The sequence below is a fragment of the Pseudomonas sp. H2_D02 genome (genome assembly GCF_054677635.1).
In genome coordinates, this window is record NZ_CP162816.1 from 4,151,824 (window position 1) to 4,171,323 (window position 19,500).

13 protein-coding genes and 2 pseudogenes are annotated in these 19,500 nt (G+C 60.6%); 1 reads left to right on the forward strand and 14 read right to left on the reverse strand.

Annotated elements, in window-relative coordinates; genetic code table 11:
* Nucleotides 1-30: 30 nt before the first annotated feature.
* The 14 genes and pseudogenes from AB4N42_RS19000 to tssB form a co-directional block, all read right to left on the reverse strand.
* A complete protein-coding gene (locus AB4N42_RS19000) occupies nucleotides 31-294 on the reverse strand; it encodes a PAAR domain-containing protein (RefSeq protein WP_460115165.1) in 264 nt (87 codons plus the stop codon).
* Between the two features lie 102 nt (nucleotides 295-396).
* Nucleotides 397-1,761 (reverse strand): SEL1-like repeat protein, encoded by a 1,365-nt coding sequence (locus AB4N42_RS19005; RefSeq protein ID WP_460115166.1) that lies wholly within the window; start codon nucleotides 1,759-1,761, stop codon nucleotides 397-399.
* Nucleotides 1,754-3,007: an SEL1-like repeat protein gene (locus AB4N42_RS19010; RefSeq protein ID WP_460116407.1), complete on the reverse strand. Its 1,254-nt coding sequence runs from the start codon at nucleotides 3,005-3,007 to the stop codon at nucleotides 1,754-1,756. The genes AB4N42_RS19005 and AB4N42_RS19010 overlap by 8 nt, the downstream gene beginning before the upstream one ends.
* Nucleotides 3,008-3,110: 103 nt before the next feature.
* Nucleotides 3,111-4,364, reverse strand: coding sequence for an SEL1-like repeat protein (locus AB4N42_RS19015; protein WP_460115167.1), 1,254 nt, complete (start codon nucleotides 4,362-4,364; stop codon nucleotides 3,111-3,113).
* Nucleotides 4,364-6,175, reverse strand: coding sequence for a phospholipase D-like domain-containing protein (locus AB4N42_RS19020; RefSeq protein ID WP_460115168.1), 1,812 nt, complete (start codon nucleotides 6,173-6,175; stop codon nucleotides 4,364-4,366). The genes AB4N42_RS19015 and AB4N42_RS19020 overlap by 1 nt, the downstream gene beginning before the upstream one ends.
* Complete coding sequence (locus AB4N42_RS19025) at nucleotides 6,172-8,889, reverse strand: type VI secretion system Vgr family protein (protein ID WP_460115169.1); 2,718 nt, start codon at nucleotides 8,887-8,889, stop codon at nucleotides 6,172-6,174. The genes AB4N42_RS19020 and AB4N42_RS19025 overlap by 4 nt, the downstream gene beginning before the upstream one ends.
* Nucleotides 8,886-10,556: an AAA family ATPase gene (locus AB4N42_RS19030; protein WP_460115170.1), complete on the reverse strand. Its 1,671-nt coding sequence runs from the start codon at nucleotides 10,554-10,556 to the stop codon at nucleotides 8,886-8,888. Before AB4N42_RS19030 ends, AB4N42_RS19025 begins: the two co-directional genes overlap by 4 nt.
* Complete coding sequence (locus AB4N42_RS19035; protein WP_460115171.1) at nucleotides 10,510-11,547, reverse strand: AAA family ATPase; 1,038 nt, start codon at nucleotides 11,545-11,547, stop codon at nucleotides 10,510-10,512. Before AB4N42_RS19035 ends, AB4N42_RS19030 begins: the two co-directional genes overlap by 47 nt.
* Before the next feature lie 144 nt (nucleotides 11,548-11,691).
* Nucleotides 11,692-12,183 carry an Hcp family type VI secretion system effector gene (locus tag AB4N42_RS19040; protein ID WP_030138671.1) on the reverse strand — a complete coding sequence of 164 codons (492 nt, stop codon included), beginning with the start codon at nucleotides 12,181-12,183 and terminating at the stop codon, nucleotides 11,692-11,694.
* Nucleotides 12,184-12,354: 171 nt separating this feature from the next.
* A pseudogene (locus tag AB4N42_RS19045) lies at nucleotides 12,355-13,920 on the reverse strand (OmpA family protein); the annotation flags it as partial.
* 8 nt (nucleotides 13,921-13,928) lie between these two features.
* Nucleotides 13,929-14,597 (reverse strand): type VI secretion system protein TssL, short form, encoded by a 669-nt coding sequence (gene tssL, locus AB4N42_RS19050; RefSeq protein WP_460115172.1) that lies wholly within the window; start codon nucleotides 14,595-14,597, stop codon nucleotides 13,929-13,931.
* Nucleotides 14,594-15,948 (reverse strand): annotated as a pseudogene (gene tssK / locus AB4N42_RS19055) (type VI secretion system baseplate subunit TssK). The gene tssL and the pseudogene tssK overlap by 4 nt, the downstream one beginning before the upstream one ends.
* 23 nt (nucleotides 15,949-15,971) lie before the next feature.
* Complete coding sequence (tssC, locus tag AB4N42_RS19060; protein ID WP_030138667.1) at nucleotides 15,972-17,507, reverse strand: type VI secretion system contractile sheath large subunit; 1,536 nt, start codon at nucleotides 17,505-17,507, stop codon at nucleotides 15,972-15,974.
* A 35-nt stretch (nucleotides 17,508-17,542) separates the two neighbouring features.
* Nucleotides 17,543-18,046 (reverse strand): type VI secretion system contractile sheath small subunit, encoded by a 504-nt coding sequence (gene tssB, locus AB4N42_RS19065; protein ID WP_030138666.1) that lies wholly within the window; start codon nucleotides 18,044-18,046, stop codon nucleotides 17,543-17,545.
* Nucleotides 18,047-18,592: 546 nt separating this feature from the next.
* On the opposite strand from tssB, the gene AB4N42_RS19070 reads away from it, so the two are divergent.
* A complete protein-coding gene (locus tag AB4N42_RS19070; RefSeq protein ID WP_030138665.1) occupies nucleotides 18,593-19,354 on the forward strand; it encodes a substrate-binding periplasmic protein in 762 nt (253 codons plus the stop codon).
* Nucleotides 19,355-19,500 lie beyond the last annotated feature (146 nt).

Here is a 19,500-nt window from a genome sequence, read left to right on the forward strand (position 1 = left end):
CCGGGACGTCATCCATTCGGACCGGCATGATCAACGTGCCCCCGCGCCAGGCATCGACGAAATCAGCGCACAACCACAGGCGCAACGATGACCGTCAAAAGCCATCGGCACACCATTGTCTTTAAATGTAGGGTGACCTTCGGCGATGACCGTCCGGCCGTGACCTGGAATCGGGCAGTCCACTGGATCGCCTTCCCGAGCGACCCCGACGCCGCCGAATTTCATGACGGTTGAGCCTGATTGGACGGTACCGCCTCCGGTTGTTTTGTCGCCGATTCGGATGATGTTTTTCATGTCGCTTTCCTTGTTCAAAAAAGCCCGTCCATGGGCAGAGTTCGGCACAGTCCAGTTGACTGATGCCTTTTTGGGTCTCAACCACAAACAGCGTTTGCTAAGTCATCCATAAAATATCCAACCCACCTTTTCTGGGCCGACTGTCACCCGGTCAGGGAGCAGGAAACGGTGCTCGCGGTGACGCACGTTCAGCGTCGGCAGGGTCTCGCCCTCTTCGAAGCGGCGGATGACGGCGTTCCCGGCGACGATCCAGTAGCCGATTTGCGGGCAGGCCTGGCCGCTTTGACAGGTTGTCGAGGGTTGCTCGGCCCTGATGAAGGCGGGTGAATCGGCTGTGGGTTTGCCGGTGGCGGGTTCGAGACCCTTGGCCTCAGCCAGTTCGCGGATCAGCGCCTCGCTGGGTTTCTGCGGTGGGACGTTGGCCAGGCGGGCTTCGAGCCATTGGAGTTTGCCGTCCCATTCAGGCAGCTTGGCGGGTGGCAGGGGGAGGATTTCGTTGATTTCGGGGACGGTGGGGTTGGCGTAGGAGTAGTTCGCCAGGATTCGCCAGATTGTTTCGTAGCGTTCGGCGCGTTCGAGGTCTTCCAGTTGGCCGAGGTAGTCCAGCTGATTGGAAGGAAGAGGTCCGCGAAATGCGTCCTCCAAACGCCCGGCAGCGCTTTCGTGACCTGCGACGACACCCTTCTGAAATACCTCAAGCGCCTGTTGATACTCCCCCTTGTGTTTAAGATAAACGCCCAGCGTAACAGCGGCCTTACCATGACCTTGCTCGGCGGCGCAACGATACATTTGTATCGCTATTTCCGGCGCGGCATCAATGGCCTCGAGTTTTTCCCCTACGAGGTACTGGGCCTGAGCGTTGCCCTCATCGGCTGCTTTACGGAAGTAACGTAAAGACATGTCAGCGTCTTCATGCAGACCCGCCGAGCCTTGTTGCAGGAAAATCCCGACGAAGTAGTAACCCGTTGCTACACCTGCGTCGATCAAGATTTGGCTCATGCGCAAGTGCTGGGCGCCACTGAGTTCGAAACGACCGCGCATGGCGCCGTTTTGCAGATTGATATTGGCTTTGAAATGGCCGTTCTCTGAGGCGATGCGATACAGCCGCTCGATCTCTAGATCAATGGTTTTGTCCTGTTTTAGCTGGTTGTTCTTTTGCAACCAGCGCGCGTACTGAAACAGCACGTCGCTCTTAGCGGAGGGGGCTGGGATCGTTTCGTGTTGGCAGGTGAAGGCCAGCTTGGCCTCGAACTCGGTTAAAGGCTCCACGAAAGGGTCCTTCTTGGTGACGTTAAAAGTGCCACTGTTGCTGCAAGCGACGAGCAGCAGGCAGGGCAGCAGGAGGATCCAGCGCATCATTTGAATTCCTTGTGGAATGTGGCTTTCGTAATAAAGCTCGACACAGCACGGTCGGTGGATGGCCTTCCATGCCGCATGTCTGTTACGCAAAAACCGCAGATCATCCATGGAACATCCACTCAACCTTTTCTGGGCCAACCGTCACCCGATCCGGGAGCAGGAAACGGCTCCCCCACTTACGTACGTTTAGCGTTGGCAGGATCTCGCCCTGTTCGAAGCGACGGATGACGTCGTACGCGCCGGCGATCCAATAACCGGTATGCGGGCAGGCCTGGCCGCTGTGGCAGGTCGGTGCGGGTTGGGGGATCGTGATGAACGCAGGTGAGCTCGGCGTGGGTTTGCCGGTGGCGGGTTCGAGACCTTTGGCCTCGGCCAGCTCGCTGATCAGCGCTTCGCTGGGTTTTTGCGGTGGGACGTTGGCCAGGCGGGCTTCGAGCCATTGCAGCTTGCCGTCCCACTCGGGCAGCTCGGCGGGTGGCAGGGGGAGAATTTCGTTGATTTCGGGAACGGTGGGGTTGGCGTAGGAATACCTCGCCAGGATTCGCCAGATTGCTTTGTAGCGCTCGGCGCGTTCGAGGTCTTCTTGTTGGCCGAGGTAGTCCAGCTGATTGGAGGCTAGAGGTCCGCGAAATGCGTCCTCCAAACGGCCCGCAGCACTTTCGTCCCCCGCGGCGATCCCCATCTGGAGTATTTCAAGCGCCTCTTGGTACCGGCCCTCGTCTTTAAGGTAGATACCCAGAATGACTGCTGCCTTGCCACTGCCCTGCTCGGCGGCACAGCGGCGCATCTGCCGGGCGACGTCCGGCGCAATGTCGCTGGGTGCCAACTTGTCTCCAACAAGATACTGAGCCTGGGCGTTGCCCTCATCGGCTGCTTTGCGGAAGTAGCGCAACGACATCTCCGGGTCCTGATGCAGACCCGCCGAGCCCTGTTGCAGGAAAATTCCGACAAAGTAGTAACCCGTCGCCACACCTGCGTCGATCAAGATTTGGCTCATACGCAAGTGCTGGGCCCCACTGAGCTCGAAACGACCACGCATGGCACCGTTCTGCAGATTGATATTGGCTTTGTAATGGCCGTTCTCGGCGGCGATGCGATACAGCCGCTCAATCTCTAGATCAACGGTTTTGTCCTGCTTGAGCTGGTTGTTCTTTTGCAACCAGCGCGCGTATTGAAACAGCACATCGCTTTCGGCGGAGGGGGCTGGGATCGTTTCGTGTTTGCAGGTGAAGGCCAGCTTGGCTTCGATCTCGGTTAAAGGCTTCACGGAAGGGTCCTTCTTGGTGACATTAAAAGTGCCACTGTTGCTGCAAGCGACGAGCAGCAGGCAGGGCAGCAGGAGGATCCAGCGCATCATTTGAAGTCCTTGAGGAATGTGGCTTTCGTAATAAAGCTCGACACAGCACGGTCGGTGGATGGCCTTCCATGCCGCATGCCTGTTACGCAAAAACCGCAGATCATCCATGGAACATCCACTCAACCTTTTCTGGGCCAACCGTCACCCGATCCGGGAGCAGGAAACGGCTCTCCCACTTACGTACGTTTAGCGTTGGCAGGATCTCGCCCTGTTCGAAGCGACGGATGACGTCGTAAGCGCCGGCGATCCAGTAGCCGGTATGCGGGCAGGCCTGGCCGCTGTGGCAGGTCGGTGCGGGTTGGGGGATCGTGATGAACGCAGGTGAGCTCGGCGTGGGTTTGCCGGTGGCGGGTTCGAGACCTTTGGCCTCGGCCAGCTCGCTGATCAGCGCTTCGCTGGGCTTCTGCGGTGGGACATTGGCCAGGCGGGCTTCGAGCCATTGGAGTTTGCCGTCCCATTCAGGCAGCTTGGCGGGTGGCAGGGGGAGGATTTCGTTGATTTCGGGGACGGTGGGGTTGGCGTAGGAGTAGTTTGCCAGGATTCGCCAGATGGTTTTGTAGCGTTCGGCGCGTTCGAGGTCTTCTTGTTGGCCGAGGTAGTACATCTCATTAATGTTGGAAGGGGTGCGAAATGCCTCCCATAGACGGCCCGCCGCGCTTTCGTCACCTGCGGCAACGCCTAACTGCAAAACTTCCAACGCTTCATCATATTTCCCCTCATCTTGCAGGTAGATTGACTCCATGGAGGCTGCCCTTCCTTGGCCTTGTTTGGCGGCACAGCGGCGCATCTGCCGGGCGAGGTCCGGCGCAATGTCGCTGGGTGCCAACTTGTCGCCAACAAGATATTGAGCCTGGGCGTTGCCCTCATCGGCTGCTTTACGGAAGTAACGTAAAGACATGTCAGCATCCTCATGCAGGCCCGCGGAGCCCTGTTGCAGAAAAATCCCGACGAAGTAGTAACCGGTCGCCACACCTGCGTCGATCAAGATTTGGCTCATGCGCAAGTGTTGGGCGCCACTCAGCTCGAAACGACCGCGCATAGCACCGTTCTGCAAATTGATATTGGCCTTGTAATGGCCGTTCTCGGCGGCGATGCGATACAGCCGCTCAATCTCTAGGTCAGCGGTTTTGTCCTGCTTGAGCTGGTTGTTCTTTTGCAACCAGCGCGCGTATTGGAACAGCACATCACTCTCGGCGGACGGTGCAGGGATCGTTTCGTGTTTGCAGGTAAAGGCCAGCTTGGCCTTGATCTCGGTTAAAGGCTTCACGGAAGGGTCCTTCTTTGGGAAATTAAAACTGCCGCCGGTGCCACAAGCGACCAGCAACAGGCAGGACAGCACAAGAGTCCGGCGCATCAATCGAGGTCCTTCAAGATGGCTTTGTCGTAATAAAACTCGACTAAGGGGGCGTAAGGCGTCCCGTCTCGCTTATCTGTTTGAAGTTTTTTGTTTCTATCGATGATCTCCTGCCAAGCCTTAAACGCTTCCCCCGCATCATCCTGCGCCCCCTTCTTATCCGTATGCAGATCCCACAACCGCCGCCGCAACTTCTGGGTCACGCTCTCCCATTCATGGGCAATGTTCAGCTCGCTATCCACCTGCATGCTCCGGGTGTTGATGTTGGCCGAGCCATGGGTGGTGAATACGTCGTTGATGATCATCAACTTGGAGTGGATGTACACCGGCATCCAGGGTTTGCCCGCCGGTGAATCGGGGGCGACCAGGGAGCATATGTGCACCTTCAAGCCGGGTATTTCCTCGGGCACAACGGTGCTGTCGAGGATCTCCTGTTTTTTGCGTTCGAGCTCGGCCTTCCATTGGGCCTGTTCCATTTGGCCGATACGGTCCTTCGGGTCGGCGCGGGGCATGGGCGGGAATTCCTTTTCCATTTTTTGAATGCGCCGCAGCTTGGTAACGCCGGGGATGGTGTTGGCGCGCCCGAGGCTTTCGAGCATGCGCTGGGTGTTCACGGTGCCGGCGCCGATGCCATCGTCGGTGGCGTTGGTGATCACGAACAGGTGCAATGCGCCGTGCAGGCCGGGATCGCGCCCGCCCTGGGTCTGGGTGGCGGCGACCGACTTGATGAACTCGGCCAGCGGTGGCCAGCGGAAATACTGGTTTTCGATGTAGATGAACTGCGTCGCGTTGTTGACGGCTTGCATGTAGAGCCGCTCGATGTCGCGCTTGCCCGCCTGGGGTTGGGTGCGCAGGATCTGCGCCATTTGCGGCATGCCGTGGGTGCGCAGTTGCGGCCCGACCTTCATGGATTGGCGCGAGGCGAGCAGGTCTTCGCCGGTTTCCTTGCGCCAGGCAGCGGCGAAGTTGTGATGCAGGTGTTCCAGGATCGGCCCGCTGAGCCGGCAGGAAATGTCCTGGCGCGGCGTATCGCCGCGTGGGCCACGGTTGGGGGCGGGTTTGCTGTCCTGGCTTCGGTTCAGTGCCGAATGCTTGTCCGTGTCCCAGTACTCGTCGAGCATGTTGTGGCCCATGATGAAACCGACCGCGCAGTCCGGTAACTCATAGTCGACCAGCACGCTTTTCTGGTGGTGGGTGGCCGTCCATCTCAGCGTTTGGCGCATCTTGGTGCTGATTTCGCTGTCGAGGCTCGCGTATTTCACCCAATGGGCGATCTCCCCCCTTTCATCCAGGTTGAAGCCGCGACTGACAAACACTGGCAGTCCGCTGGCGGTGCGTTGCGCGGCCTCGTGGTCCGCGACTGCGCACGTCGCAAACCATTGGCGATCAAAGGCGTATTGTTCTTCGGTGGTGCGTTGCATCACCCGGTCCATGAGGCGGATCGAGCCCTTGCCGGGCAAATTGGCCTCACCGCCAAAGCCGGCGGTATTGAACGGCATTTCCCAGCCCAGCAACCGTACCTCGACGCCTTCCCGGGCCTTGGCCATGAGCAGTTCGCCAATGCTCGGCGCCATGCCGTCGCGGATGAAATACATCGACGGCTGGAAGCCCCAGCAGATGATGTCGATGCTCTTTTGGGCCTGGGCAATGGCCTGGTGCACGGCGGTGAAGGTTTCCTCGCCATTGACCAGCGCTTGATAGCTGGCGATCACCGGATGGTATTCAGTGTTGTGGACGTACCAGGGCGGGGTGCAGACGGCTTCGTTGGTGTACTTTAAGCAAATGGGTACCACGATGTCGGGTTGCATCATTGCTCTGTCTCTTCCTTGTTATGGTTGGGGTCATTCGTCAGGACGGCGTATAGCGCACGGTGGTCCGTGTGCGCAGAGGGCACAGTCACTTCGGCATTGGTCTGTACGGGGTGGTTATGCAGACCACTATTGGCCAAGTGCGCCTGCTCGGCGTTGCGGTACTCGGTGGGCACCGGCAATTGGTAGCTCACGCCGTTGACCAACGTCAGTCGGTAGCCACGGGTGACGACTTGATGGTCGATCATGAGTTGCCCACTGCCATCGAGTACGCCTTGCTGGACCGGTATGCCATCGGCCTTGAGTGTGTAAGGCATGCCCGCCCAACCTTGACCCGATGCATTGGGCGTTTGCGGTAGGCGCAGGCGCAGCGGTTGTTTGAACAAGCGCTGCGGGTAGTCCGGGTGTGCGGCCTTCATGCTGGCAGCGCCTTGCACATATTCGAAATTCGCTGACCTGACGACAAAATCCCCCAGCGTCCCCGACTCGATGAGGCCCTCATCCAGGGTGATGTAGCTGCCGCCTGCGTTAAGGGTGATTTTCTTTTTCGCGACGATGCGGATCTCGTCCTCGGTGCTGCTGATGTCCAGCCCATGACGCGCCATCAGTTCCAGCTTGTCGTTCTGCGCTTGCACGATCACCGGCCCCTGGTTGGCAATCAACTTGAGCCCCAGCTTGCGCACGAACAGGCTCAGCCCTTGGCCCACGCCGACAAAAAGGCGCTTGACCACGCTGAGGTCGGCTTGGCCGCCCGCGTTGAGCATCAGGTTGTGTTGCGCAGCGAGTTGCAGGTGCTTGCCGCTGGTCAGCGCGATGCCTTGCGGAGCGCTGAGCAGCAGGACGGAAGTCTTGAGCTGTTCGAGGTCTTGCCTGAGCAAGGCCAGTTGCGCCTGCACGTCGGCGGGGTCGGCCCGACTCGCCTGCGCGTCATTGGAAAGGCTTTCCAACTGATCGGCGGCCTGTTGCAAGCGACCTGTCGCCTCGCTCATATCGAGCACCTGGCCTTGGGCGCGGGGCTGCTCATCCGCACTGATAAACACCCCCCTGCCACCCCGAATCGCCCCCCAGCCATCGGTGCGCAACTCAAACCCTTCCCCACGTTTCTTGCGCGCGGCGTCCACCAGATGCCCCAGGTTCAACTGGCTCTTGCCGCTGTGTTCGGTGCTGAGCTTGATGTGCTCCTGGCCGCGGGTGTCGTCCAGGCGCAGTTTGTTGTTGGTCGGGGTGCGCAGGACGTTGCGGCGTTCGTTGCGGGCGGTGACCGGGTCGGGGTGGCGGTCATCGTGCAGGGCGTGGGCGATGTAGGGGCGGTCGGGGTCGCCGTGTTCGAAGGCGATCGCCACTTCGGTGCCGGCCTGCAGCGGGAGGTGCAGGCCGTGGGTGTCGCCGCCGTAGGGTCGGGCCAGGCGCAGCCAGGCGCTTTCGCGGCCGGGTTGCCAGGTGTCGCGGTCGAACAGGAAGCGCACTTTGTAGCGGCCTTCGAAGTCGAGGTCGGCGTACGGCGGGTTGACGACCGGGTGGCTGACGCGGGCGGGGATGGTGCCGCTCATGCGCGGCTTGGGCAGCAGCGCGGGGCGAAAGCACACGGTTTCCGAGTAGGGAATGGCTTGGAAGTGGGCGACGAAGCTGCGGTCGCGGGCCGCTTCGGTGCGCAGGCTGACGATCACCGCGCCGGACTCGAAGGCCTTCGGCGGGCCGCCGGTGATGTCGAGGCGCTGCGCCGGGGCCAGGATGGCGCTGCTGGTGGTGCCGCTGAGGCGGGTTTGGTCGTTGAGGTAGAGCTCGTGGCGCAGGCGGGCGTAGAAGAAACCGCTTTCGCTTTGCAGGTCCTCGTCCAGGGCGTAGCGCTCGCCCAGCACCGTGTAGGGTTCGCCGTAGTGATAGGCCTCGCCGTAGGTGCCCTTGGCGCCTCGGGTGTGGTCGACTTCGCCGTCCAGGAAGGCGTGGGCCTCGCGGTGATGGTAGGCGCGAAAGCTGATGCTTTGCTCGACCATCCGGTGGGCGGTCTGCAGGTTCCAGACGGCATCCTGCCCATCGGCGGACAAGCCCGACGGCGGGCGGCACGGCAACGTGACGCCGCGCTGGTAGTGCCGCTGGTCGTCGTGAAATTCCACCACGTCGATGTTCAGGCGATCGTCGCTGGTGACGCGGTACCAGATGCCGACCTCGGCCAGCAGGCGCTCGACGAAGGCCAGGTCGCTCTCGTCGTATTGCATGACCTGTTCGCGCCGGGGGTACTGGCGCACCAGGTTGAAATAGAACTCCTCGCCACGAAAATCGTGGCGCGTGCGCAGGATGTGCTCGACGATCTCGGGCACCGACTGCTGCTGGTAGATGCGAAACTGTTTGCCGCGCCCAAGCCGCGCGAAACGCGGTTGCAAGGTGATTTCATAGCGGGCTTCGTCGTTGGAGCCGGACAGGCGCTTGAAGCCTGAGATCACCCCATGAAAGGCGCGCAACGGCTTGATGACCGGCGGCGTGAAACCCTTGGGCGTCGGCGGTGGCGGCACGGCGTACAGGTTGAAATAACCCCACCGGTTGAGCACGTCGGTGGCCGCCAGGTCGCGCTCGGTGCAGGTGAATTCGATGCGGTAGAGGTAGGGACGACTCAGGTGCTCCTCGCCGGTGAAGGCCAGGACGTCGAGGTGAGCGTCGAGGCCCGAGATTCGCAGGGTGTGGCGGCTGTGGTCGAAGAAGGTCGGCATGGGCATGTTCATTGCGCAGGCTCCTTGACGACAGTCTCGGCGGCGTCTGCGCCATCGACGAAGCGCAGGGTAATCCCCTCCTCCTGGCAATAACCCAGGTGCACCCCGCGTGTGCGCAACTGCGCGGCCCGACGTTGCAGCAATTGTTGGCTCAGCACCGGCAGGATCTGTTCGTTGAGCAGGCTGTCGATGTTGCGCGCCCCGGTGTCGGGCAGCAGGCAAGCCGCAACCAAGGCCTCGCTCAGGGCGTCATCGATGTCACAGGCCAAGCCGTAGTGGCGCTGCAAACGCTTGGCCACCTGGTCGAGCTTGATGGCGACGATGCATTGCAGGGCGTCGACGTGCAGCGGGCGATAGATGAGCGTCTGGAAGCGTGCCAGCAGGGCCGGCTGGAAGTGTTCGCGCAGGATCGGCCGCATGAGTTCATGCAGCGTGCTGTCCGGTGCGTCGGGTTGCCCCTGCAGACAGGCTTGCAGTGCGTCGCTGCCCAGGTTGGAGGTCATGAGGATGACGGTGTTGCGAAAGTCGATCTCGCGCCCTTCCCCGTCACGCATGAAACCGCGATCGAACACCTGGTAGAACAGGTTGAGCACGTCGTGGTGGGCTTTTTCCACCTCGTCGAGCAGCACGACGCTGTAAGGCCGTTGGCGCACGGCTTCGGTCAGCACACCGCCCTGCCCATACCCCACGTAACCGGGCGGCGAGCCTTTGAGCTGACTGACAGTGTGGGCTTCCTGATATTCGGAAAGGTTGAGCGTGATGAGCGCTTTTTCCCCGCCGAACAGGCTGTCGGCCAGGGCCAGGGCGGTTTCGGTCTTGCCGACGCCGCTGGTGCCCACCAACAGGAAGACGCCCAGGGGCCCCTTGTCATCGGTGAGCCCTGTCTTCGCCGCCCGCAGGCGCTGGGCCAGCGCATTGAGTGCCGGGGCTTGGCCAATGACGCGCTCGGCCAATTGTTGTTCCAGCTCCAGCAGGTTGGTTTGTTCATCCTTGAGCAGGCTGCCCAGGGGCACACCGGTCCAATCAGCGATGACTTCAGCCACGCTGCGGGCATCGACGTCGAGGAACAACAAAGGTTGCCTGCCCTGGATTGCATCCAGTTGCCGCTGCAACCGCGCGCACTCGGCCCGTTGCATGGGCTCGGCCTCGCGAGCGTCGAGCAGCTGTTGGGACAACTTAAGCACTTGGCTGTATTGACACTCCAGCTCGACCCGAGCGTGTTCCAGCTCGGCGTGTTGCGCAGCGATTTGCATCAGCCGTTCGGTGTCGACGCTACCGCCCAGGCCTTGGTCCGCGTCCAGGGCCTGGCGCTCCAGTTCGAGGGCGACTTGTCGCGCCTTGATCCGGACCAGCGCCTGGGGTTCGCAATCGACACTCATGCGCACCCGTGCGCAGGCAGTGTCCAGCAGGTCGACGGCTTTGTCCGGCAACTGGCGTCCCGTGAGGTAGCGCCGCGACAGGCTGACGGCAGCCTGCACCGCCGCATCCTGGATGTGCACACCGTGGTGGCTGGCATACCGGGCCTTGAGCCCGCGCAACATCAGGCAGGCATTGGCGTCATCCGGCTCGTCGACCTTGACCTGCTGGAAGCGTCGCTCCAATGCCGCATCTCGTTCGAAGTATTGCTTGTATTCACTCCAGGTGGTGGCGGCGATGGTGCGCAACTCGCCACGGGCCAAGGCGGGCTTGAGCAGGTTTGCCGCATCCGCGCCCCCCGCCTGGTTGCTCGGCGCCGATCAGCGTATGGGCTTCATCGATAAACAGCAGGATCGGGGTTTCAGAGTGCTGCACCGCATCGATCACGCTCTTGAGGCGCTGTTCGAACTCACCTTTGACCCCGGCACCGGCCTGCAACAAGCCCAAGTCCAACGCCCGCACGCTGACCGACTTGAGGCTGTCAGGCACGTCGCCTTGGGCGATGCGCAGCGCCAGCCCTTCGACCAGCGCGGTTTTGCCCACGCCGGGCTCGCCCACCAGGATCGGATTGTTCTTGCGTCGGCGACTCAAGATGTCGATGACCTGGCGTATTTCATCATCGCGACCGAACACCGGATCGATCTGCCCTTCCCCGGCCCGGGCGGTGAGGTCCTGGGTGAATCTGTCCAACAGCGCCCGCCGTGCGTCGGGCATCGCGGTAGCGTCGGCGGCAGACTCGCTCAACGCCCCGTCCGTCCCGACGACGAGCGCTTGCGCATCGGGACGCTCTTCGGAGATGTGATCCAGCAACCCGGACAACCGCTGCAACTGCGGCTCGCCAAGGCTGAGCAAGGGCCAGGCCGCTTCACAGGCCAGCAGGCCGGGCGCGTCCATCAACGCCCCCAGCAGATGGGCGGAACGCAGCCGCTCGTTGTCATCATCCAGCGAGGCGCGCAGCCAGGCATTCTTGATCAACTGTTGCAACGGCTCCGATAGCTGCGGCTTGGCCTGGACGCTGCGCGGCAGGTTATCGAGGTGGCTGAGCAAGCCACACCAAAGCGCCTCCAGGTCCAATTCGTGACGGCGCGCGATGACGGTCAGGTCGCCCTCGCCCTGCCCCAGCAGCTTGAGCAGCCAATGCTCGATGGTGATGTGCGCATGGGCCCGGCTCTGGCACAGCGACGCCGCGTCGCTCAGGGCTTGGGCGCAATAGGGATTCAGACGGCGAAGCAGACGCGTGGGGCTCTGTACCATGGGTGGCATCCTTGTGCGGGTTTCGGTAGTGATCGGGCAGCGATGGGCGAAAAACGGATGTGCTTGGCTGAGCGCCCGCGAACGGACGCTCAACCCAGCACACCGGCAATCGACAGGCGCAGGCGGCCTGTCGATGCCCGCGCGTCAGGCGCTTTGGCGCTCGCTCCAGGAATCGGAATGGATGATGTTGCCGTCCTTGTAGGTCCAGGTGACCTTCTCGTAGCGCAACTCAATCTGTTCCAGGTGGTTGTGTTTCTCTTTGGTCGGGTCCTTGACGTCGTGCATTTTTGGCGCGACTTTCACCACCTTGACGTTCTCCAGCTTGGTGATGAAATACTCGACTTCCTGCCCGGCATCATCGATGCGGTACCACTTGAACTCGGCGCTCTTGAGGGTCTGGCCGGTCGTCACGGCCTTGTAGAGGTAGGGACTGGAAGCGTCGATTTCCTTGGAAAACAGGAACGGCGTGTGAACCCGCGCGCCCGTCAGCTTGCCGGTGCTGTTGTCGGTCGGGATGTACAGGCTGTGGTCCTGGGCGATGACTTCAATGCTGCCCTCGCGCTTTTGCACATCCACCGAACCCTTGATCTCTGCGCCGCCGTCATCTTGCAGCCAGAGGTAAACGGGAATTGCCATGTGAAGCTCCTTTTCATAGATCGTCGCGGGATGCGACGGGGGGTGACTGTCCGGCCCTGTCGTGGGGAATACGCAAGCGCCCACCTCAGGTACCAGACGGATATCGACGCGACGGTTGGCTGCGCGCCCCGCCTCGGTATCATTGCCGGCAATCGGTTGGCTGGCGCCGAACCCCTGCACGGCAAAACAGCTGTCGGGAATGCCGCCCACCTGCAGCATCCATTCATGCACGGCGGCAGCACGCTCGCGGGACAACCGCAGGTTCTGCGCGGCATCGCCCGTGGCATCGGTGTGCCCGGCGATGACGATCAACCAGCCGGGCTGGGCCTTGATCCCGACCAGCGCATTGATCAGCACCTTGGTGGAGTCCGGCTTGAGCCGCGCGCTGCCCGGACTGAACAGCGACAAGCTGTCCAGTCTTACCGGCTGGGAAGCCGGCAAAGCCATGGGCCCGGACGACGTCCGGCGATGGGAAAGAACCGCCAGCAACGGCTCACGCAGAGGGGCACCGCGATACAGCCCCAGGCCCAACGACAGGGGCTCGCCATGTCGGTGATAGGTGTCCAGGCGATGCGCGGCTTCACCGAGGACGGCCTCGGCTTCCTGACGCCGATGGGAGGTTCGTTGCAGTTGCGACTCCACCGCCAGGAGCGGCGCATAACGACGCAGGTCATCAGTCACTTGACGCACCAGCAAGGTGTTCTGCCATGCCGAATTGACCAGGGCGACCGCGCCAGCGATTCCGAACATCCACATCGCAAGGATGCTGGCGTGCTGTCGAGACGTACGCTGGGCACGCAATGGAATCAGGCTCAGCACAGGATCCGGAAACGGCAACACCGCCTTCGTGATGGCTCGCCTGGGGTCGACCAGCGCCACCTTGTCGCGTAGCCGCTGCTCCCACAGATTCCCTTCCACACCCCCAGTCGATGCGGGTACCGGCCTGATGACCCAGCACACCGCCGAGCCTCGATCAGCACCGACGGCACGTGCATTGAAGTGCGGCAGCACACTCTCGTGCAGCCATTGCACTGCGTTGTTCAACTGCACGCCGACCTGCATCCGCATCGCCCGCAAGGCTGAGTCGGTGGGCTGCCGGAGCCAATAGGCCAGGTCGACGCTGGCTCCGGCATCAAGAACGCGAGGACTCGGCTGGCCACCCGTCCAACAGAACCACGGAGCCTCGCCCCGCGGTGCATGGAAATAGCTCACCATCGTCAGCGGCATTGACGTCCCCTGACCCGCCAGCGTGACTTGATGACGAAACGTCCGTATCCGCCCCGCCAGTTCAGCTTCATCGCTGTGTGCCGCGGGGTTGATGATGAACATGACGCTGAGCTGAGCGCCCCATCCCGGACGCAACGCCAGGATGCTCTCGGTCACATTGGGGAGCTGATCGAGCCCTGGTACACGTACATAGCAACCTTGATGGGTCACCCGTACGACCAACTCCAGTTCGGGGATACTGCCGAACAAACCGTCCAGGCCATCGCCGCAGACCAGCACCACAGGCCGACGAAACGAGGCTGGGGGCACGGACACGTTGGCGGCGAGTTTCACCGATTCACGCAAACGCGCGACACGCCGGTTGGCCACGACCCAACCCACCGCCGTAACACTCACCATGCCCAGCATGACGACCACGCGTATCCATGTGGCAAGCGGGAGCATGAGCAGCAATGCCAGGACAAGGATCCCGGCCCATAGCCAAAGGACTCGTTGCAACTGGATTGTCATAAGGCGCCTCACGCCTGGCCGGGCATGAGGGAAGCAACCACGCCGGTCAGCCAGCGGTCCATCGTCCACCAGGCGCCGGCGAGCAGTAGCGCCACCGCCATGCCGTGCATCCAGGGGGATCGGTACCGGGCCAGGCGACCGCCCTTTCGGGTCACCAGGTTTGCGCTGATTTTCAGCGAGGTGACCCGTGCTTCAAGGGCCTCCAATATTTGCTCGCGCCCAGGGTCGGCAAGGTCCGCGTAACGACCTTTGAAACCCAGCATCAGGACTCGATGAAACACCGTCAGCACCCGCGGATCCGGTGACAATTCGCGCAACACCAGGCGAATCTCCTCGTAGAGGGACTCACCGGCCTGATGCCGGTTGAACAACTTGGCCTGCAGCGGTTCACAGGTCCATTCAGTCCGTACCTCGCCCTTGGTACAGAGGAGCACCGCCTCATCCAGCAGTGCGCATTGGGCGTGGTTGATGTGCTCGATGTCGCGCGGGTCCATGGCGATCTGTTCAAGCTGCTCCCGGACCTGCTCGACCTGGTTCAGGCAAAGTTGTTGCAGGGCCTTGGTGTCTGGCACCGACAGGCCCTGGCGTAGCTGGACCACCAGCAGATAGCTGTCCTGGAGCAAGGCGTCGATATCCGTCGTCAGTGCGCCTGGTTTTTTCGAGAAATTCAGAGTCATGTGCGTAGCACCGCAAACAGTTCAAGTTGGACTTGCGACAAGGTGCTGGGCACGTAGCAAGCGAAAGTCCCCGAAGTCAGCATGGCTTGCCCCTTGGGATGGCCAAGGTCGAGGGCGAAGTATTGGTTTTCCAGGCGCAGCGGGATGGCCGCCGGCACATGGTTGAGGGGTTTCAGCGGGACGCCATCGAGCGCCGCGTTGATCAGTTCGTCGACATCCGCTGCGGCGCGCCGATTTTGCATAGGCGAGGAAACTGATCCTGAAGCTGTGCCGCCGGTAACTGGCAGCGCACCGACAGGTAGAAGTCAGCCCCGTCGGGCTCACGAAGCCGAGCATCGTTGAGCGTCACTTGCCAGCGATTGGCGCTGTGCTCCAGCGCCAGGGCGATGACGCGCGACGGCAGGCTCGCTTCCAGCAACGTAGCGATACAGCGCATCAGCGGCGGGAACACCGTTTCCAGGTGTTCATGGCGATAGGCTGGAATCTTGTCGATGTCGTGTTCCAGCGAAAACGTCAGCAGGCTGCCGGCCAGCTTGGCCAGCTCCAGATAGACCTGCTCGGGGTGGCGTTGCGGATATGCCTTGAGATCGGCCAGAACCGGCTGGTAGGTGTTCAAGGCATTGAGCAACCAGAACAACGACACATCGGCGACGGCGAAATCGGCCATGCGCTGGTTGCTTTCCCGACGCATGCCCATGAGGCGCTGTCGCTTGGCGGACAACTGCGTCAACAGATTGTCCAGTTGGACCAGCAGCCCCGGATGCGCGGCAAAACTGAGCAGCGGCGGCACATAGGTCGGATCAAGACTCCACCTGCCCTGCCCTTCACGCACCAGGCGCGCGATGGGACAGGTCAGGTAGTCGCCGTTGTCGTCCGTATCCAGGCGCAGCGTCAGCGCGTGTTCCAGCACGGCGATCGACTGGACTTCGTCTGCATACAGATCCTGGACCGGCCGCCAGTCCTGGCGATAGCGGGTTGGCCGGTCAGCCCGGCCCTCCTGCATCAGGCAGTTGTTGCCGTTGGCCTGTTCCAAGGGCAAGGCCAGCAGCACGAGCGCCTGCCCGGCGTCGTCGCTCATCAACCGCGACAACTCCAGCCCCGGCGGCAGGCGATCCACCCGTTCACTGTCGAGCAGGCTGCCGTCGGCCATGCGCACGCTCAGGCGGGTAGCCTTGAGCTTGCCCAGGCGCAATGCATCGGTGTCGAACTCAACAGCCTTCACGCCCCAAGGGTGGGCCAAGGCCAGGCTGGCGAGCTGCTCGTTGACCCACGCTTCCCAGCGCGCTTGTTGCTGAAACTGTTGCGCAGACAATAGGGTGCCGGACGTCCACAAGGGACGATCGATTTTCATGGCGTCGTTTCCTCGGGATTAAGTCAGGCTTTCGCCTTGGGCATTTGCGAAACCAGCGACAGGTTGACGTCCATGCCCTCCACCTGAAAATGCGGCACGGCGTACAACTTGACCCGGAAGAAACCGGGGTTGTCCTCGATGTCTTCCACCGTCACCTTGGCATCACGCAGGGGGTGCGAGGCCTGCAGGGCATCGCCGGGATCGGTCATTTCGGTCACCAGCCCGCCGATCCATTTATTGAGTTCCAACTCCAGCAAGCGACGGTCCTTGGTGGTCCCGATGTTTTCGCGCTGGATCAATTTCAGGTAATGGGCAATGCGCGAGAGCAGGAAGATATAGGGCAGGCGCGCATTGATGCGGCTGTTGGCGGTGGCATCCGGCGTGTCGTACAACGCAGGCTTCTGGGCTGAACTGGCGGAGAAGAAACAGGCGTAGTCGCGGTTCTTGTAATACGACAGGGGAATGAAGCCGAGATTGGCGAATTCGAACTCGCGGGTTTCCGGGATCATCACCTCCGAAGGAATCTTGACCTGGTTGCCGGTACCCAGGTCATACAAGTGGATCGGCAGGTCCGTGACCGCGCCCCCCGACTGAGGCCCACGAATCTGCACGCACCAACCATTGGCGATAAAGCTTTTGACCATGTTGGCGGCAAACGCGAAGGACGCGTTGGTCCACAAATACTTGTCGTGATCAGGGCCCTTGACGCTTTCGACGTAGTTGAAGCTGCGCACGGGAATCGTATCCGGCCCATAGGGCAGGCGCCCCAGGACCCGCGGCATGGTCAGGCCGACGTAACGCGCATCGTCACTGTCACGGAAGGCCTTCCACTTGATGTACTCGGCTCGATCGAAGTAATTGCCGATGTCCTTGATGGCGGCCACCTCCTCCATGGATTGCTTGCCAAAGAATGCCGGCCCCACCGAACCGATAAAGGGCATGTGCGCCGCCGCGGCCACTTTCGAAATATTGCGCAGCAAGGCAATGTCCTGCGGGCTGCGATCGAATTCGTAATTGGAAATGGCGGCCGCGATTGGCTCCCCGCCTGGCGTGTCGTATTCGCGGGTGTAGGTGTGCAGGTACAAACCGCTCTGGGCGATTTCGGGGGCGTCTTCAAAATCCCGCACCAGGTCAGTCTTGCTGATATCCAGCAATTCGATGCGCACGTTCTGGCGAAAATCCGTCTGGTCGATCAAGGACTTGACGCCGCGCCAGGTTGATTCGACGCGTTGGAAGTCCGGGTGATGCATGACCGCATCGAGTTGACGACTGATCTGCGTGTCCAGCGAAGCGATATGCTCGTCGAGGAGCACTTTGTCCAATCGCTCCACTTTCTGCGGTGATTCCTTGAGCAACTTCAGGAACACACTGACAGCGGCAGTGACCCGTTCATCAACCGATGCCTCGGACAACGCCTCGGCGTGCTGGAAAGTTTCGATACTTCCCAGCTCAGCGACAGGGTTCAAATTTATCTTGCTGAACAGCGCCGCATAAACGCCCTTATCTTCAGCCAACACTGTAGCGCCGCGCGATTGCACGTTAGAACTTTCAGTAGACATATATAGTTACTCTTATGGCCTGCCGGCGAAATGAATTAGCGGACTTCTTTTGGCGCCAATGCCGCCAGCTCAGTTCGGAGTTCATCACTGAGGGCTTCATCCTGGAGGATGCGCTCCAATTCGTGACGGAAGGTCATGTTGTCCAGCAGGTTCGACTTAAGGTCGCGTAACAGGTTGCGCATGGCCAACAGCGCCCGTAACTGCGGAATCTGGCGGGCCACTTGCTCCGGCTCAAAATCCTTCATCCGTTGAAAACTCAGTTCAACCGACATATCCGCCCCATCACCCGTCAGCGTGTTGCGCGCAGCGAATGCCAGGCGGGGGGAGAATTCCTCAAGGACGTTGTCGACGTTGTGTTTATCGATATTGACCTTCCCCCTCTCCGATAACGGGCGCTGCTCCTTGCCGTTACTGTAGTCCCCCATCACCATCAGCTTCAGCGGCAATTCAACTTTTTTCTGTGCGCCCCCAGTGTGTAGATCGAGTTTGATATTGACCCTGCTTTTGGGCACTTCATTTTGAAAACTGTACGATGCCATACTTGCTCCTTTGAAATGTTGGCAGGCAATGATTGAACATCTTCGTTGCTCTTCACCCTGCATCCCGCATCCTGCATTCACGCTTTTCGCCGTCTTAATGTAGCGACGAAATACAACGCCGGATAGCTTAAATCCACCCCTTTGAATAAAAAGGAATAGGCTCACAAAAAGGCGGACGGGGCCCTACAGAAAAAACTTACAAAAAACGCGAAATGAACGCGAAATGAACGCGCAATACTCCAACAAAAAACTTATGTAGGAAAAGAATTACAGACGCGAGATTAGGAACAACGCGACTTTAAACATTCTTCGAGGTCTCCATTTTGAAAGACCGATCACAAAGGCCCAGGCTTTTGTCGCCCAAATGATCTATACCTTTCATAGACACGCAGTCAGGCCGACGTAACAGATGACGTGTCCGGACGAAACGAACGCGGCGAACCACTTTTGGGTGTGCTGCATCACATAACATAGGCCTGAAGCACCTGTTTACGGCGCCGCCCCGTAGAATGGGCACATTATTTTTCAATGCCTGAAGTCCCCATCATGACCCCAAGCAAGCGCGTTTCGAATCTGCCCATCAAAGCGCTATGCGGGCTTTGTCTATTGATGCCGCTGTTGGTCATGACTCATGCGGGCGGTGAGCCGTTGGAGCTGGAGCTGCATATCCCCGATGCGCCTCCGCTGACATTCGTCGACGACCCCAGGGGCCACGGGATTGCTGGCGATGTTGCCGTGGCGGCCATGGCCAAGGCCGGCTACGCGGTCAAAATCCATGTATTGCCCTGGGCCCGGGCGCAAAAGCACGTCAGCGAGGAACATGACTACCTGATCACCCCTCTTTCGCGCATTCCCTCCCGTGAGGATCGTTTCACCTGGATCGCTTCGATCATGCCCATGGAGCGTGCCTTCTTCAGCCTTGACCGGCGAGTGAACAGCTTCGCCCAAGCGAGAGAAACCTACCGCAAGATCGGGGTCGGCCTCGGCAGCGCGCAAGAGGATATCCTGCGTGCCGAGGGCTTCAGCGATGAGCAGATCTACCCCCTGGCCATTGGCGACAATCCCGCTCAACTGCTGCTGATGGGGCGTATCGATGCCTGGTTCAACGGTGTTCCCGAGAGCCGCTATATCTGGCCGAAAGTGTCCAAGCGCAAATTGCTGATGAGTTCGGTTGGCAGCAGCGCCGAGCTTTACCTCGCCTGTTCACGGCAGTGCTCGCCCAAAATCGTCGAAGACTTGCGGGGGGCCGTGGAGGCCCTTCGCAAAGAAGGCGAAATCAAGCGAATCCATGACATTTACTTGCCGTGACAAATGACAAGGCCAACCTGACGAGACATCAGCCAAATTGATAGCCTACTAACGAAAGCCCCGGACTAGAGGGCTCATCGATGGCTTATATCATTCCGAATGATAGTTACCTTTGTTTCATTCGATTCGTTCCTCTGCGCCTCGAC